This window comes from Vallitalea sediminicola, from assembly GCF_054408565.1.
On record NZ_BTPT01000041.1, the window covers coordinates 1 to 16,421 of the forward strand.

Annotated in this window: 14 protein-coding genes; all 14 read left to right on the forward strand. The window is 31.0% G+C overall.

All coding sequences use genetic code 11. The annotated features are described in order from the left end of the window. The first annotated feature begins 154 nt into the window (after positions 1-154). The 14 genes from ACX6CF_RS17270 (at position 155) to ACX6CF_RS17335 (ending at position 15,722) form a co-directional block, all read left to right on the forward strand. Entirely contained in the window at positions 155-1,357 is a 1,203-nt protein-coding gene (locus tag ACX6CF_RS17270) for an ROK family transcriptional regulator (protein WP_458786606.1), read from the forward strand. Between the two features lie 29 nt (positions 1,358-1,386). Continuing rightward, the gene (locus ACX6CF_RS17275) at positions 1,387-2,214 is read left to right on the forward strand and encodes a sugar phosphate isomerase family (protein WP_458786607.1); all 828 of its coding nucleotides are present in this window, start codon (positions 1,387-1,389) and stop codon (positions 2,212-2,214) included. A 306-nt stretch (positions 2,215-2,520) separates the two neighbouring features. Continuing rightward, positions 2,521-3,540 (forward strand): LacI family DNA-binding transcriptional regulator, encoded by a 1,020-nt coding sequence (locus ACX6CF_RS17280; protein ID WP_458786608.1) that lies wholly within the window; start codon positions 2,521-2,523, stop codon positions 3,538-3,540. Positions 3,541-3,712: 172 nt separating this feature from the next. Continuing rightward, positions 3,713-5,035 carry an ABC transporter substrate-binding protein gene (locus tag ACX6CF_RS17285; protein WP_458786609.1) on the forward strand — a complete coding sequence of 441 codons (1,323 nt, stop codon included), beginning with the start codon at positions 3,713-3,715 and terminating at the stop codon, positions 5,033-5,035. A gap of 94 nt (positions 5,036-5,129) precedes the next feature. Then, on the forward strand, positions 5,130-6,065 hold the full coding sequence (locus ACX6CF_RS17290) for a carbohydrate ABC transporter permease (RefSeq protein ID WP_458786610.1): 936 nt from the start codon (positions 5,130-5,132) through the stop codon (positions 6,063-6,065). 11 nt (positions 6,066-6,076) lie between these two features. Continuing rightward, positions 6,077-6,904 carry a carbohydrate ABC transporter permease gene (locus ACX6CF_RS17295; RefSeq protein ID WP_458786611.1) on the forward strand — a complete coding sequence of 276 codons (828 nt, stop codon included), beginning with the start codon at positions 6,077-6,079 and terminating at the stop codon, positions 6,902-6,904. 123 nt (positions 6,905-7,027) lie between these two features. After that, positions 7,028-8,086 (forward strand): SIS domain-containing protein, encoded by a 1,059-nt coding sequence (locus tag ACX6CF_RS17300; protein ID WP_458786612.1) that lies wholly within the window; start codon positions 7,028-7,030, stop codon positions 8,084-8,086. Positions 8,087-8,105: 19 nt separating this feature from the next. Continuing rightward, the gene (gene nagA, locus ACX6CF_RS17305; RefSeq protein ID WP_458786613.1) at positions 8,106-9,254 is read left to right on the forward strand and encodes an N-acetylglucosamine-6-phosphate deacetylase; all 1,149 of its coding nucleotides are present in this window, start codon (positions 8,106-8,108) and stop codon (positions 9,252-9,254) included. A 273-nt stretch (positions 9,255-9,527) separates the two neighbouring features. Continuing rightward, entirely contained in the window at positions 9,528-10,283 is a 756-nt protein-coding gene (locus ACX6CF_RS17310) for an ABC transporter permease (RefSeq protein WP_458786614.1), read from the forward strand. Beyond that, complete coding sequence (locus ACX6CF_RS17315; RefSeq protein WP_458786615.1) at positions 10,259-11,050, forward strand: ABC transporter ATP-binding protein; 792 nt, start codon at positions 10,259-10,261, stop codon at positions 11,048-11,050. Before ACX6CF_RS17310 ends, ACX6CF_RS17315 begins: the two co-directional genes overlap by 25 nt. Before the next feature lie 24 nt (positions 11,051-11,074). After that, entirely contained in the window at positions 11,075-12,148 is a 1,074-nt protein-coding gene (locus ACX6CF_RS17320; RefSeq protein WP_458786616.1) for an aliphatic sulfonate ABC transporter substrate-binding protein, read from the forward strand. Positions 12,149-12,319: 171 nt separating this feature from the next. After that, positions 12,320-13,831 carry an ATP-binding protein gene (locus ACX6CF_RS17325; protein WP_458786617.1) on the forward strand — a complete coding sequence of 504 codons (1,512 nt, stop codon included), beginning with the start codon at positions 12,320-12,322 and terminating at the stop codon, positions 13,829-13,831. A gap of 105 nt (positions 13,832-13,936) precedes the next feature. After that, on the forward strand, positions 13,937-14,614 hold the full coding sequence (locus ACX6CF_RS17330; protein WP_458786618.1) for a response regulator: 678 nt from the start codon (positions 13,937-13,939) through the stop codon (positions 14,612-14,614). Positions 14,615-14,624: 10 nt separating this feature from the next. Further along, positions 14,625-15,722 carry a type I phosphomannose isomerase catalytic subunit gene (locus ACX6CF_RS17335; RefSeq protein WP_458786619.1) on the forward strand — a complete coding sequence of 366 codons (1,098 nt, stop codon included), beginning with the start codon at positions 14,625-14,627 and terminating at the stop codon, positions 15,720-15,722. The last annotated feature ends 699 nt before the right edge of the window (positions 15,723-16,421 follow it).

The window sequence follows — 16,421 nt, forward strand, 5'->3', positions numbered from 1 at the left end:
GTTTCACTATGAAACAAATTAACTTGACAATGATATTTTAATATGATATTTTGATAATATAATGTTGAATATCTAATTAAGTAATAGGGTGTTTAGTAATACTTAAGATATTTAGCAAATAATAGTTTCAAGGTGAAATAAAGGGTGTAATAATATGGTGGCAATAAATAATAAATCTATTGATGGAAATAGAAAGATTCTGCTTAATTATATAAGAGAAAATGAACCTGTATCTAGAACTGATGCATGTAATAATACATCATTATCAAAACCTACAGTATCTAGGATAGTGGATGAATTAGTTAAAAGTGATATTTTAATAGAAACAGGTGAAGCTGGAACTGATAATACAACAGTAGGTAGAAAGCCAGTCCTATTAAAGGTGAATGAAGAAGCCTTCTACTGTATAGGATTGGATATTACTCGAACTTGTATAAAAGGAGCAATTCTTGATATTAATAGAAACATAATAGCAAGAAAAGAAGAGAGTTTAAGATACATAAAAGAAGAAAAAGAATTTTTAGGTAATGTAGAAAAAATAATAGAAACCCTAATTTCTCAGTCAGGGCTAAGTGAAGATAAGATATTGGGAATTGGAATAGGAGTTCCATGCACTGTTGATTACAACACAGGCATACTTATAGATTTTAACATTAATAGACAACCAAAAAAAATTAATCTTAAAAAGTATCTTGAAGGAATTTTTTCTCTGCCAGTTTATATAGATAATAATGCTAATATATGTGTATTGGATGAATATTGGTATGGTTATGGAAAAGGATACAAGAATATTATTTACATAATATGTAATCATGGAGTTGGTAGCGGAATTATCGTTGAAGGAAACATCTTAAGAGGAAAAAATAGTGTAGCTGGTGAAATTGGACATCAGAAGATTGAGCAAAACGGTAGAATCTGTACATGTGGTAAAAAAGGATGTTTGGAAGCTTATTGTGGTACAGAGGCAGTTGAAACAACTGTTAAAGATGAATTAAATAAAGGCTCTAAAAGTATAATTACTGATTATGTAGAGGAAGATTGTAATCAAATTACATTTGAACTAATTAACAAGTGTGCTTCAAATAATGATTATTTGTGTAGTTGCGTATTAGATAAAGCAGAAAAAGCATTAGGGCTTGGGATTTCTAATTTAATTAATATACTTAATCCAGATATTATTATTCTTTCAGGAGAGTTTTTTAGATATAGAGATAATGTAACAGATAGAATCAAAATGTATGCAAAAGAACAGCTGTTTAATTTGGTTGGAGATGATACTGTATTTGTACATAGAGAAGATGCAGACATATTAAGTGGAGTTTCAGCTGCTACATTAGTCTATAAAGATATATTTTAATAATATAAATATTACAAGGAGGCATAACGATGAATGATTATTTCACAATCGGGGAAGACAAACTAGGGGAAAACAGTAAGATTCCATTAGAGATAATGGATACAGAGGACGATATGTATCATGATATGGCATGGGCTATGTTTGATGCTATAAAAGAAAATAATGAAAATGGTAAAAATACTGTATTCATCTGTCCAGTAGGACCAGTTGGACAATATAAAAGATTTGCAAGAATCGTTAATAAGTATCATCTTAATCTTAATGATGTATATATATTTAATATGGATGAATATCTTAATGATGATATGACCATGATTGATACAGATGACCATCTTAGTTTCAAAGGATTTATGGATAGAGAATTATATGGTAAAATTGACGAAGATATAAATGTTCCCAAAGACCACAGATTTTTCCCTGAACCTGGAAAAGAGAATGAAATATTCGAAAAGATGGAGGAACTTGGTGGAGTTGATATATGTTTTGGCGGTGTAGGTATTAATGGACATGTTGCTTTTAATGAGCCACCAGAAGAATGTGAAAATATAATAGATCAAGAATTTAGAGATATTGGAACTAGAACTCTAAAGATATCAAGAGAAACTAGAACCATCAATGCAGCAGGTGCATTAGGTGGAGCTATTGAGTCATTACCAAAATGGTGTATTACCATTGGTATGAAGGAAATTCTGAGTGCAAAAAAAATACGTCTGTATATGTTTAGAGATTGGCATAGAGCAGTAGTAAGACGAGCTATCTATGGTGAGGTAACAGCTAAATTCCCAGTTAGTTTTTTACAAGAACATGATGATGCTAAAATAACTATTTCTAAATATGTAGCAAAGAAACCATATTAATTATTGATAGAAAGACCGTATATAATAATGAGTTATAAAAATTTTCAGTTGTATTTATAACTTCAATAATATTATATAGGGTCTTAATTATTAGGTACAAAAGACTTGTTTCATAGTATTGTTTGAGGTGTGCACACAATATGCTGAAAAAATATATACATTCGTGTGTACAAACTATAATATTTGTGATATAATCATTCTATTACAAGCAAAAAAGCACATTATATAAAAAAATGTACAAAAAACATTTGTAAATTAAATTAATTATAGAATATATTAATGTATTGGTAAGTGGGGCGATTTTTTATGAGTAGTAAAAGAGTTACTAGAAAAGATGTAGCAAAACAAGCAGGAGTAACACCAACTATTGTATCGTATGTTACTAATAATAATAGATATGTAAGTCAAGAGAAGAGAGAAAGAGTTCTACAAGCTATAAAAGAATTAGGTTATCACCCTAATACCGTTGCACTAGGACTGAAATGTAAAAAAAGTTATCATATAGCTTTTATATGTGATGATATAAGTAATGAACACTTTGCAAAAATTGTAATGGATATGGAAGATATAGCCAATGAGAGAGGTTATATTATTTCTTTTTGCAATACAAGAAGAGATGAACAGTATATTAATAAATTAATAAGCAGACAATTTGATGGGGCTATAATAAGTACCGATATCTTAGAAGGAGAATTAATAAATAAATTCCCTGATATTGGCATTCCTACTATTTTATTTGGAAATAGAATACATGAAAATATTTCTAAGGATATTACATTTGTGAATATAGATATTTATGGAGGAACTCTTAGAGCAATGGAGCATCTAATTAAAGAAGGTCACACTAAGATTGCTTTTGTGGATTCAAGTCTGAAAGAACAAGATAGCATAGATTATAATGACTTAAGAGTAAAAGGATATGCTGAAGTTCATAATAAATATAATATGGAACTAAATAAAGATTATATTATTCAAGGGGCTAATGGTTACAAAGATGTTTTTGAAAAAAGTTATAAGTTATTCGAATCTAAGGATAGACCTACTGCTATTCTAGTTAACGATGATATGCACGCCTATATAGTAATGAGTGCTATCAAGTCACTGAATCTTAATGTACCAGCAGATGTGTCAATAATAGGATATAATGATACAACTATAGCTAAATATATGGTTCCTAGATTAACAACTGTTGAGATTCCAAGGAAAAAGATTAGTAGTGCCGCTTTGGAATTATTGATTGATAAGATAGAAGGAAAAGTTGTAAAAGACATAGATATAGATACTGATTTAATCATTGGCAATACCACAAAATCTATAACACAGTAGAAGTATATATTTTTTTGGGGTGTATACATACGAGTGTATATATAATTTTATATAACAGGTTAATGGAAACAAAAAATATTTTTACGCTTTCTTTGATGTGGTGAGATATATTCACGAGTAATATGTCTATCATTATAAATCATTAAAAATTATAACTAAAAGGAGTGTTAATATGTCTAAAAAGTTTTTTAAAACAATGACTATGGGTATTTTGATTTTTGTTATGGTGTTTTCTTTAGCAGCGTGTGGAAATAAAGATAATGATAAAGCTAAAGATAGTAATAATGGGGGAAATGATTCAAGTTCTAATGAACAAGTAACTATTCAATTTGCAACATATGGTCTTTTAGAAAAGGCAACTGAAACATTCTATACAAAAATGGCACAAGATTTTGAAGCAAAAACAGACATAAAAGTAGAGTTCGTAAGTTATCCTTATGGAGATCTTAAACAACAAATATTGATTAAAGCAAATTCGGGTGATGCACCTGATGTTGTACATGGGGAATCTTCTGCTTTTAGTTCATATCTTAATTCAGGATTTATTGAGCCTCTTGATGATCTATTAGGAGCGGAATATGTAAATGATATCTACGAAGGTGTAAGAGAATCAATGTCAAATGATGGTAAATTATATGGAGCACCTTGGATATGCAGTACTTTCCTACTGGTATACAACAAAGATTTATTTGAACAAGCAGGGTTAGATCCTAATGCACCACCAAAAACATATGCTGAAATGATAAAATATGCTGATAAATTATCAGAACTCAAAGACAAAGACGGAAATAATGTATTTGGTTTAGGTTCTTCAACAGCGTCTGTACCTGTTAGTGGAGAAAACGTGTTAAGTACAATGTTAACTTTTGGTGGAAACATATATAACGATAAAGGAGAAGTTGAAATTAATACAAAAGGAAATCTGGATGCTCTAAAATTCTATAAAGAAGTACAAGAAAAAGGTCTTAATCCAGAAGCGGCAAAATTAAAAGATCTAAGAAATTTAATGGCCATTGGTAGATTAGGAATGTATTTTGACCAAGTTTGGGGAACAAGTGGTGTTGTAGGAATTAATCCAGAAATAAAAGATAGTCTTGCTGTAGCGATGATACCAGCAACAGATGCAACTGATGGTGCAAGCTTATTGGCGGCACATGAATTACATATAATGAAAGACTCAAAACATAAAAAAGAGGCTGCTGAATTCGTTAGATTTATTACTTCAAAAGAAGTTTTGGAAGAATATTATAATACAACATTACCTTTCATAGTAGCTAGAAAATCAGTTAATGAATCACTTAGTCTTAATGATAATTTTATTGATCCAGTTAAAGACAGTATGACACAAGTTATTGCTCTATCAAAACAACATGAAAACATGGAAAATGCATTGCTTGAAATAACATCAGCAGCACAAAGGGTTACTATAGGAAATGAAATTCCTGAAGATGTTATCAAGAAATTGGATGACAAGTTAAAGCAAGTTCTAAAATAGATAGGTGATGATTATTACCACATTATAGTTAATTATAATGTGGTAATAAATTAATGGGTTATAAATATTCTAGCAAAGGAAGTGACTGATTGATATGAAAGAAGCTAGTGTGGCCAAGCATAAATCTACTCGAAATTTTTATAAGAAAATGGGTAGGGATAAGCATGATCGTATATTTGCTATTATGCTTTTGTTACCTGCAATAATAGTAGTAGGATTTACAACTTTTTTTCCAATAGCTAAATCTGTTATTATGAGTTTCTTTAATTATAAATTAAAAGCTAATGCCGAGTATTATTGGAATGATTTTCTTAATTATAAAGAGTTATTTGATGAAGGAGAAATATTTACTGCAATTGGAACAACATTCAAATTCATGATAATTACAGTAGCTTTGATATTTGTTATAGGTTTGATTTTATCTAATATTTTAAATAAAGATGTTAAAGGTAGAGCTGTTCTAAGAAGTATTGTGCTATTACCTTGGATCATACCAACGATTGTTACCGGTTTATTATGGATGTGGATTTTTCAGCCTCAATATGGAGTACTTAATTATATTTTGATGAAATTAAGCATAATTTCTAGCCCTATAAATTGGGTGGCAAGTATGAAATACGCTCTATATAGCGTAGTTACTGCATCAGTATGGAGGCAAATACCTTTTATTACTATTATGTTATTAGCTGGAATGCAGGGAATTCCTAGTGATTTGTATGAAGCAGCTACTATAGATGGTGCTAATTCAAGACAATGCTTTTTTAAAGTAACTTTACCAATGCTAAGTAATGTAATTAAATCAACGTTACTTATTTCGATAATTACTAACTTTAAGCAATTCCCATTGTTCTGGATAATGACAGGGGGAGGACCTGTAAATAAAACAACTACCCTAGCAATAATGACTTACAAGAATTCCTTTGTGAATCTGAACTTTGGTAAAGGAGCAGCTGTTTCAACAATATGGTTAATAATCTTAATAGTATTCTCAATTGTTTACAATAAAGTCTTTAAGACAGCGAGAGATTAAGGAGTGAAAATATGAATAGTAAGCCTAAAAAGAGATCTTATATAATACTAGTAGTATTATTAGTATTTCTGGTTGGTCCGATATTGTGGATGTTTGTAACTTCTTTTAAAGATAATATTGCAATATATAAAATACCGCCAGAGTGGTTACCGCATAAGCCAACTATAAGTAATTATATAAATATTTTTAAAGATAAGTTATTTATGACTTATTATTTTAACAACTTTATAACTGCTGGTTTGACAACACTTTTAACAATAATTATATCTATTCTAGCAGGATATTCCTTTTCAAGATTTAAATTCAAAGGAAGTCAGATTCTGATAATGGCATTTTTATCAGTATCAATTTTCCCAGTAGTCGGTATTATTACTGCTCTTTATTCCACATTTAAAAATGTTGGATTACTTAATACAAGAACTGCTGTTATACTCACATTAACTGCTTCTAATGTTCCATTTTGTATGTGGTTGATGAAAGGTTTTTTTGATGATATTCCAAAAGCTTTAGAAGAGGCAGCGTACATAGATGGATGCGGAAGATTATCAACATTATTTAAAGTTATTTTACCACTATGTAGTCCAGGTATTCTAGCAATAGGTTTATATACTTTTCTTATAGCTTGGGATGATTATCTATATTGTTTAACACTTATTACAGATGACAAGATACGTACTCTATCAAGCGGTATATCCATGAGATATCTTGGTGAATTATCTTATGATTGGGGTAATGTTATGTCTGTCTCTGTACTGGCAAGTATACCGCTACTCATTTTATTCATATTCTTACAGAAATATATGATACAAGGACTGACAGCTGGTTCTGTCAAGGGCTAAGCCTGAAGATAAGATAAATAATAGTTTTAATATATTGGACTTATTAAAATGAATGTATAGATGTTTAAGTTCAATATATGTAGTTAGGTAAATATAATATTTAATTTTCAAGGAGGAAAAAATATGGAAAAACAATTAGGACAACACACAATCAAAGAAATTTTTGAACAAGGAGAAGCATTCAGCGGAGTGGTGGAAACTCTAGATGTGATAACGGAGACAATCAAAAAAGCATTTAGTGAAGTCAACCCAGATGAAGTTATTTTCACTGGTTGTGGTACTTCTCTGTATTTAGCTCAGACTTCAGCAACTATATTCTCTAAATATAATGATATAACAGCAAAGGCTGTACCTTGTTCAGAGTTGTATTTAACACCAGAATTATATGTAAAAGGTAAAAAAAGCCTTGTTATACCTATCACAAGAAGAAGTGATACAACAGAAGTGAAGATGGCTATTAATAAAGTAAGATCATTGGATAATGTAAAGACTCTAGCGGTAACTTGTGATGAGAACAGTAAAGAGTATAATGATTATTACATTTTATCACCAAAGGCAAAAGAAAAAAGTATAGTTATGACTAAATCATTTACAAGCATGGTGTTTATGAATCAGATTCTTGCTTTAACAGTTGCAGGAAAACAAGATTTAGTGGACAAGTTAAAGGAAATGCCACAAAATTGTAATAAGGTCATGGATAATATTAATGATATATGTAAACAAATAATTGAAGAGAACAAAGATCTGGATCTATACATAACTCTTGGTCAAGGTAGCTTATATGGTATAGCAAATGAATCAATGAATAAGATTAAAGAAATGGCTATATCCAATTCAGAAGCTTATTACAGCTTAGAATATAGACATGGACCAATGGCTTTAGTAGATGATAAAACATTAATAACTCAATATATCACAGAGGAATGCGAAGAATTAGAAGCTATGCTTATGAAAGAAATGAAAGAGTATGGTGGTAGAATATTCATAATCGGAGATAAGCTTACTAATGAAACTAAGAAACATGCCGATTACTATATTGAGTTAGATTGTGGATATAACGCTGATTTAATTACGCCATTAGTAGCAATATCAGGACAGCTTCTAGGATATTATTGTGCTATTAGTAAAGGATTAGATTTAGATAATCCAAGGAATCTATCTCAAGCAATTATATTAAAATAGATATTGGAGATGATTCCAAATGATTATAAAAAATGGAAATGTTTTAGTTAAAGGAAAAATTAGTTCGAGAGATGTATTAATTGAAGATGGTAAGATTCAGGGATTCAATGTAAGTGATGAAAAAGATTCACAGGTAATAGATGCAGAGGGAATGTATGTATTACCGGGGTTCATTGATGTCCATACTCATGGAGGTAATGGAATAGATACGAACCTTGCTACTAAAGAAGAGTTAAAAGAACTATCAGGATTTTTTGCTACTAAAGGAGTTACAGGGTATTTGCCAACATTACTTACGGATACTCATGAAAGAACTTGTGAAATAGTTGAAATTATAGGAAATATGATGAAAGAGCAAAAAGATGGCTCGAAAATATTAGGTATCCATATGGAAGGACCTTTTCTATCACGTGAATTCAAAGGTGCTATGCCAGATGAATTGATTGCTGATTCTTCTGTAGAGAAGTTCATGGAATATGAAAAGAAATCTGATGATAATATTAAAACTATTACTGTTGCAGCAGAAAATCCAGGAGTTATAGAATTAATAAAATATGCAGTATCTAAAGAGGTAGTGGTTTCTTTGGGACATACTGGTGCCACATATGAGGATTGTATGATGTGTATAGAAGAGGGAGCTAGTCGTATTACACATACATTTAATGGTATGAGACAGTTGCATCAGCATCAACCATCAATTCTTGGAGCTGCTCTTGAGAGTGATGCTTATTGTGAAGCTATTTGTGATGGGCTTCATTTACATCCTGCAATAGTGAGGTTAATGATTAAAACAAAAGGTATAGACAAAGTAATAGGAATTACAGATAGTGTTATGGCTGCTGGATTGCCTGATGGTAAATATAAATTGGGAGTTAACGATATTGTCGTTGTAAATGGAGATGCTAGATTAGCTCATGGAGATTCTCGAGCAGGTAGTACATTGACGATGAATCAAGAACTAAAGAACATTATGGAATTTACTAGATTACCCATAGAAGAATGTATAAAAATGATAACAATCAATCCTGCGAAGATGCTTAATATAGATAAGAATAAAGGTTCTTTGGATATAGATAAAGATGCAGATATTGTAATTATGGATAAGAATTATAATGTTATTTATACTATAGTTGAAGGTAAAGTAGTATACAATAATAATGAAAAATAAATGATATAAAAATATATTCAGTTAAGATTATAAAGAATGATTAAACAGTTTGGTTTCTTAGTTTGTGGAAATTAAACTGTTTTTTGCTTATATAATTACTTTTTTTATGAGATTTTTTAAATATCAGTATATATTAAAAATAAGTCATTGTAAAAAGGTATGAAAAAATTTCAAACTTACATGAAAGTATAGAAGCTATTATAATAACAATATAGTAAATGTTTGTGCGTACACAATAACGACTAAAAGTAGTAGAAGCTTAAGGAGGCAATTATGAAAAACAAGAAATATTTAAATATTATTTCTGTAATAGTTGGAATAGTTATATGGCAGTTAATAGCATCATTACCTGATGTAGGTGTATTTTTAGCGAGCCCACCAGAAACAGTTAGTGCATTCATGGATCAAGTGAGAAAAGGTTCCATGTTTGTTGATATCGGATATAGTCTTTTTAGAGTTTTAGCTGGATTTGCTTTAGGTCTTATAGTAGCAATACCTGTAGCATTTTTAATGGGATGGTATCCGAAGTTTAGTGGATTAGTAGAACCTTGGATACAATTTTTCAGAACTATTCCACCTATAGCTTTGATACCGTTAGTAATAGTTGCATTAGGTGTAGGTGAAAGTGCTAAAATTGTAGTAATATTTTTAGCTTCGTTTTTAGTGATGGTAGTAACTATCTATCAAGGGGTAAAATCAGTAGATATAACATTAATAAAAGCCGCTAGAGTATTAGGTGCTAAAGATAGGGACATATTTTTTAAAGTCATCGTTCCTGCATCAACTCCTTTTATATTAGTTGGTGTGAGATTAGGACTTGCAGCTTCTTTAACTACTCTTGTTGCAGCAGAATTAACTGGGGCGCAAGTTGGTCTAGGTGAAATGATTCAATCAGCAAGTTTATATCTAAAAATGGATGTAGTTATTTTAGGAATAGTAGTTATTGGAATTATCGGATTCACGTTAGATAAAATTGTGTTATTTTTAGAAAGGAAGCTAACAGGATGGCAAGAGACAAGACAAATGTAAAAGTAGATATCAAGAATGTTAAGAAAATGTTCAATACAAGAAATGGTGAAGTAGTAGCACTTAATGGAGTTAATTTACAGATTGCTGAAAATGAATTCGTATGTGTAGTTGGTCCAAGCGGCTGTGGTAAATCAACTTTATTGAATATTATTGCAGGACTTGACCATCCATCATCAGGTGAGGTTACTGTCAATGATGAGTTAGTAAAAGATCCAGGACCAGAAAGAGGAGTTATTTTTCAACAATATGCATTATTTCCTTGGTTGACTGTTAAGCAAAATGTAGAATTCGGATTGAAGCTAAAAAAGTATTCAAAAGAAAAATGTGAACAAGAAGCTCTAAAATATATTGATATGGTTGGATTATCTGATTTCCTACATGCTTATCCAAAAGAATTATCAGGGGGTATGAAACAAAGGGTTGCCATAGCAAGAGGATATGCCATCAATCCAGAAGTACTTTTGATGGATGAACCTTTTGGTGCATTGGATGCGCAGACAAGAACTCAGCTGCAAAGTGAATTATTACATACATGGGAAACAGAAAAGAAAACTTGCTTTTTCATAACTCATGATGTTGAGGAAGCAGTTATATTAGCTCAGAGAGTGGTTATTATGAGTGCTAGACCTGGTAGAATCAAAAATATTGTTAATATTAATATTCCATATCCAAGAACACAAGAAACAAAAATGACTGAGAGATTTAATGAATTAAAAAATGAAATTTGGGCTCAAGTATATGAAGAATATTTAGAGTCTAAAAAATAAATTTTCTAAGGAGAGATTAAATTTATGAAAAAGTTAATAGGTGTTTTGTTATCTATGGTATTGATGATGAGTTTATTTGTGGGATGTGCTGGTAAAAAAGAAGAAACAAATACTGATTCTAATGATGCTGTTGTAAAAGCAGACAACGGAGCTAATGATGATAAAGAAAAAGAAGAAGAACCTGAAAAATTGAAGAAGTTAAGAGTTGCATATCATCCTAACATGGGTGGAGCATCAACAATAATTACAGGTATTAAATCAGGGGCGTTCAAGGAACAAGGGTTAGAAATAGAATTAGTGAAATTTACAAGTGGACCACCTGAAATAGCTGCTATGGTCTCAGGAGATATAGATGTAGGATATATTGGTATGGGTGCGCATTTCCTTGCAATTGATGGACAAGTAGACTTGATTGCAATAGATGCATTAGGTAACTCTGATAGATTATTGACTAGAAAAGAGACAGGAATCGAGAGTGTAGAAGATTTAGTAGGTAAGAAAGTAGCTATACCTCTTGGAACTTCAGGAGAAACTGTTTTTGATTTAGCATTAAAAAAAGCAGGAGTTCCTAGAGATAAGATCAAAGTAGTAAATATGGATATTGCAGGAGCAGTCTCAGCATATATTTCAGGACAAGTGGATGCCGCAGCAATCTGGGCACCATATACTCTAAAAGCAGCAGAAAACCTAGGAGAAGATCAAGTAATAGAATTAGCTAAAAATGAAGATTTTATGCCTGATTATGTATTTCCATCAAGTTGGATAGCAACACCAAAATATATTGAAAACAATAGAGAAACTGTGGTAAAATTTGTTAGAGGTCTTTATAAAGCAATGGATTATAGAGCTGAAAATATTGATGAAATGGTCGATTGGACAGTTGAATTAGTTGATATTGAGAAAGAGGTTGCAGAAAAAGAAGTACCTCAAATGATTATGATGACATCTAGTGAAATAACAAAAGCCATTGATTCAGGAGATATACTTAAATGGTTTGAAGGTCTTGAAAAATTATTCTTGAAGACAGGCAAGATTGAAGAACAAGTACCTGTAGAAGATTTTGTTAAAACAGATATTATAAAAGATGCATTAAAATAGTTTGACATAAAATATATTGGGCTGTCCCATAATATATTTCATAGAAATTAAGCTTATAAAAGATAGATTCTCTATCTATCTAGACCCTTAAACATACTGTTTAAAGGGTCTATGCTTATTTGAAGTGAAATCATATTATAAGGCAGGTTGATTAAAAAAAAGGAGAATAAAATGATTATTGTAATATTGATTCTCTTAATTGGCTGTATGTTTTATTTTTTATTAAAGATCAAAAATATGTTATCTTTTTGGATGCTTGCTCTGTATGTCGGGTGTTTTTTAGTTGTGTTGGGATATATGTATTATTATGCTAAAAGTGGAGGGGTATCAAAGGATGTTTATATCCTACTGTTTATGCATAAAAGAATTATGGATAACTTAATGTATTCTACCATACCTCTTGATAAAATAAGTATGTTTATTGTATTGGGCAGATCTATTTTTATTTTTTCTAATATATGTTTTGCAATAGAAGTCTATTTCAAGAAAAGTATTAGGGAAAACAAGAAATTATACATTTTGGTTTCTATCTTTCCTATAATGCATACTATCGGGTACCAACCCCATTTGTATAGGGAATATTTTGTTCATAATTATTTGCTTCTTAATAGAATCTCTAGAACAGGTATCGTCATCTATACGGTCATAAGTATTTTACTCATTTTCATGAAATATAGGAAAATTAATATACCCTATATCAAAAAACAGTTAAAATATATTCTTTTTGCCCTTATAAGTATAAATGTATTATTTTATTTATTTGGTTTTTTTGGTACAATGCAAATATCAGACCCTAATACTCTAGGATATCTTTATTCAACTTTTGCTATGCTACAATCATCGGTGGCTCTATTACCATGGTATATAATTATTACAACAGCAGTTTTATTTATCGGTATCGGTTTTGTGTTTTTATGGAATTATTCTAAGATTGAAGAACAGATAGGTAAACCCGATCTATTCTTAGAACGGAAATTAAAAACTGCACATATGGGAGCTAGAATCTTTACTCATGGAATTAAGAATCAACTATTATCAACTAGAGTACTTCTAAAAAGAACTAATAATCTAATACATAAGGATTCTTTAGATATAGATAAGATCGAAAAAAATATATGTAATCTAGAACAATTGAATGAGCAGATGTTAGCTAGAATGGATGTACTATATAGAACATTCAAATCAAATACCATGCAGCTTAAACCTGTATCGGTTAGACAAGTAATTAAATATGCCTTAGATAAAACTGAGGAATTTCCAGAAGATATATTTTTACTAGTAAAAGAATTTGAAGATAAGATGATTTTAGCTGATATCGCCCATCTCACTGAAGCAATATATAATGTCATAAAAAACAGTATAGATGCTATTAAAGCCAAAAATAACCATGAACTAGGAAAATTGATTATTGATTGCCATTTTGAAAGTACTTGGTGTGTTATAGAAATTGTTGATAATGGTATTGGAATCGAAAAGAAAAACATAAATAAAATATTTGATCCCTTCTATACAAATAAGAATACAAATTATAACTGGGGTGTGGGACTTTCTTATGTGCAGCAGATAATTAAATCCCAATTTGGTTATATAAGGACTAAAAGTGAAGTGAATGAAGGAACAACTTTTTTTATATTTTTACCTATCTATAAAACTGATAAGAAAATACACGATTCAAAATCTTGATTTACTAATGATAATTTATTATTCCTTTAATATTAGAATATGGCTAAGGTAATATTAAGTAAAGATTCAATTGACGTTAAGTAATGACAAGTAAGGATGATGAACATGTCACATAAAATAAATGTTGTTATTGCAGAAGATATTGAAGTTTTGAGAGAAGAATTCTGTAATCTTATTAATGGTCAGGATGATATGACTATAGTTGGTGCAGCCGCCAGTGGAAAAGAAGTAGTTCAAATAGCAGATAATGAAGAAGTTGATGTCATATTAATGGATATTGAGATGGAAAAATATCATGATGGAATAGAAGCAGCCCAAAGTATTCTACAATACCATTCTGATATCTCTATTGTATTTCTTACAATCCATGAAGATGATGAGACTGTTTTTAATGCTTTTGCCACAGGCGCAGTTGATTATGTTGTAAAATCTTCACCTTATGAGGAAATCCTAGAGAGCATAAGAAACGCAGTAAGAGGTAAATCAGTTATTCGTTCCAATATTGCTGAAAAGATAAGAAATGAATTTTCTAGAATGAAACGTAATGAAGAAAGTCTACTTTTTATATTTGATATTATTTCAAGACTTACACCAACTGAACGAGAGCTTATCAGATTATTGTTGATGAACATGAGAGTCTCTGAAATAGCGAAGCTAAGACATGTAGAAGTAGTAACCATTAAATCTCAGATTACTAGTTTATTAAAGAAATTCCAGAAACGTAGAACCAAAGAAATCGTATCCATGATAAGAAAACTGAAAATAGAGTATCTATTCGAGTAAGGAGGAAGCTATGGATTACAAAAATTTATCAAAAACACCCCTAAAATTAATTAGTAACAGGGTATATAGACCTTTTATTGGTGGAAAATCTATTGATGAATGGGAAGGAAACGATAACCCTAGGGATAATCATTATGGAGAAAGATGGATTGCTTCAACAATTAATATAAGAAGCGAAGAAATCAATGATAAAGAGGGTTTGAGTAAATTATTGGTTGAAGGTAAGACTGTTACCCTAAAAGAAGTAATTGAATCATCACCAAAGGATTTTCTAGGAGCTAAGCACTACAAAGAATATGGTACCAGCTTAGCCATACTGGTAAAAGCTCTAGACGCCTATTCAAGATTGATAATCCAAGTACATCCAAATAAAGAAACTGCAAAAAGATTATTCAATTCACCATTCGGTAAGACAGAAGCTTGGTATATCATAGGAGGAAGAAATATTGACGGTCAAGAGCCTTATATACTAATAGGATTCAAGGAAGGTATCAAAAAAGAAGAGTATAAAAAACTATTTGAGAAGCAGGACATAAAAGCTCTAGAAAACTCAATGCATAAATTTCCAGCAAAAGAAGGCGACGTATTCCTGATCGAAGGAGGAGTCCCTCATGCTATCGGTTCTGGTTGCTTTCTTATAGAAATACAAGAACCTACAGATTATACAATAAGAGTAGAAAAGACTGCCCCAGATGGTCGTGAAATAGATGACTTTTCCTGCCATCAAGGATTAGGGTTCGATAAAATGTTTGATTGTTTTAATTTTGAGGGGTTGAGCCGTGAAAGTATTACACAAAAATATAAACTAGAACCTAATACTCTATTAGATAATGATGATGCTACTGTCATTAGCCTAATTTCTGAAAAAGATACTCTACTATTTAGTATGGAAAAAATATTGGTCAAAAAAACCTTATCGTTCAATAAAGCCAATAATTTTGCCGTTGTAGTAGTTTTGAAAGGTAAGGGAAAATTATTATGTAACGGGGAAGAAGTAGAATTAAACCAAGGGGATGAATTATTCCTGCCTTATGAAGCTAAAGTACTCACATGGAAAAATGATATGGAGGAGCCTTTGGAATTAGTGGTTTGTTTACCTCCCTCGTAGACGGTCAGGAAGTAAAGGGGTATGTTTCGCCAGCAAGTTAAACGTCCATGTTTACTATAAATAATAATGGACATCGAGTCCATCATTATTACTGACAGTCCAGTAGGGCTGTCAGATTAATTGCTGGGCTCACTGTCCATGGTTTGCGACTTCACATACCCCTTTACTTCCTTCGTAAGTGCGTAGATCTTAATCGCCTATTTGTATTAGCCAAAAATTATGTACATCAGAAGAAAAATGTTTTGTAACCTATACTACAAGACTACAAGCAATATAGTATATGTATATGTGGAGTAGTGAGGCATGGACGCCGAACCCAGCTATTAATCTGACAGCCCTACTGGACTGTCAGAAATAAAAATGGACTCGATGTCCATTTTTATTTATAGTACTCAGGACGAGTAATTTGCTGGCGGAACATATACATATACTATATTGCAAATACCTCGTCAGAATAAAACAATTTTTCTGACTTACCACCAACAAATTTATTTTAACTAAAAGGCTATCATTTAATTTAATGTCAAGCATTTTTGAAAATGTCCCGAAATTTTCAAAATATAAGCACCGATTTTTAGGTACTTTAATAACTTCCGCATTTATTCCACGGTTCTATTTACAACGAGCCTCTAATGGCATGTTTTGATGCATCAGAGGCATCCCCTAACCTGTTTTGTAGGCATAGCAAGTAAAGCATGG